Annotated in this window: 1 pseudogene; it reads right to left on the bottom strand. The window is 64.4% G+C overall.

Annotated features, from left to right (window positions below):
* Positions 1-784 (bottom strand): annotated as a pseudogene (locus D1614_RS23780) (IS1380-like element ISKpn23 family transposase); the annotation flags it as partial.

Raw genomic sequence — 784 nt, 5'->3', positions numbered from 1 at the left:
ACACGCGGGAACAGTTCGCCCGGATGCCATTCGATCTTGGCGATCACCCGGCGTTCCTTGTCCCAGGATGCCGCCTGATACTCGAAGTCTTCGTAGAAGCGCTTGACCTTGGTCAGCGAAGGTCGCCCGACAGGGCGCGTCAGCCGATGCGCGATCTTCTCGCGCAGGACGTTGTTCGCAGGCAGCCGGATGGCGTAGAAGAATCGGGCTTCTTCCAGCCGCTCATAGATCGCGGGGATCGCGTAGGCGGCGTCAGCCCGGAAGAACCGGCCGCAAAGGTCGCGCTCCGCGTAGCGGGCGATGACGGGGTCGAGAACGTCCCGCCAGCCATCGGCGCTGTGGACGTTGCCATGGCGCAAGGCGCAGCGCTCCAGCATGCCGAACTGGTTGAACAAAAAGTTCGGGTGATAGCAGGTGCAGTCGAAATGCCCGTTCCAGGCCGCGCCCTCCTGATCGCCATGGGTGGGGCTGACCGAACTGTCCATGTCCAGAACGATGTACTTCAGCCCGTTACGGTCATGGAACCGGTCGATCCATTGGCCATTCAGGTCGGCCAGCGCGGCACGGTTCTCGGGCTGTGCCAGTGTCTCGGTCTCGAACCGTCCCATCTGCGAGGCCGAGGCCGCTTGCGCATCGACAGCCCTTCCACCCACGACCTGGCGCATCACCGGATCGAGGGCCAGGCGGTCGGCGTCGTTCACATCCTCGTATCCGGCCAGTCGCCCGAACACCGATTGCCGGAACAACCCGTCAAGCCGGTGGACCGTGTTCTTGCCGCGCCGGG

Source organism: Maribellus luteus, assembly GCF_003576475.1.
Lineage (GTDB): Bacteria > Bacteroidota > Bacteroidia > Bacteroidales > Prolixibacteraceae > Draconibacterium > Draconibacterium luteum.
Note: the sequence above shows the minus strand (reverse complement) of the source record. Positions and strands in the feature narration are given on the sequence as shown.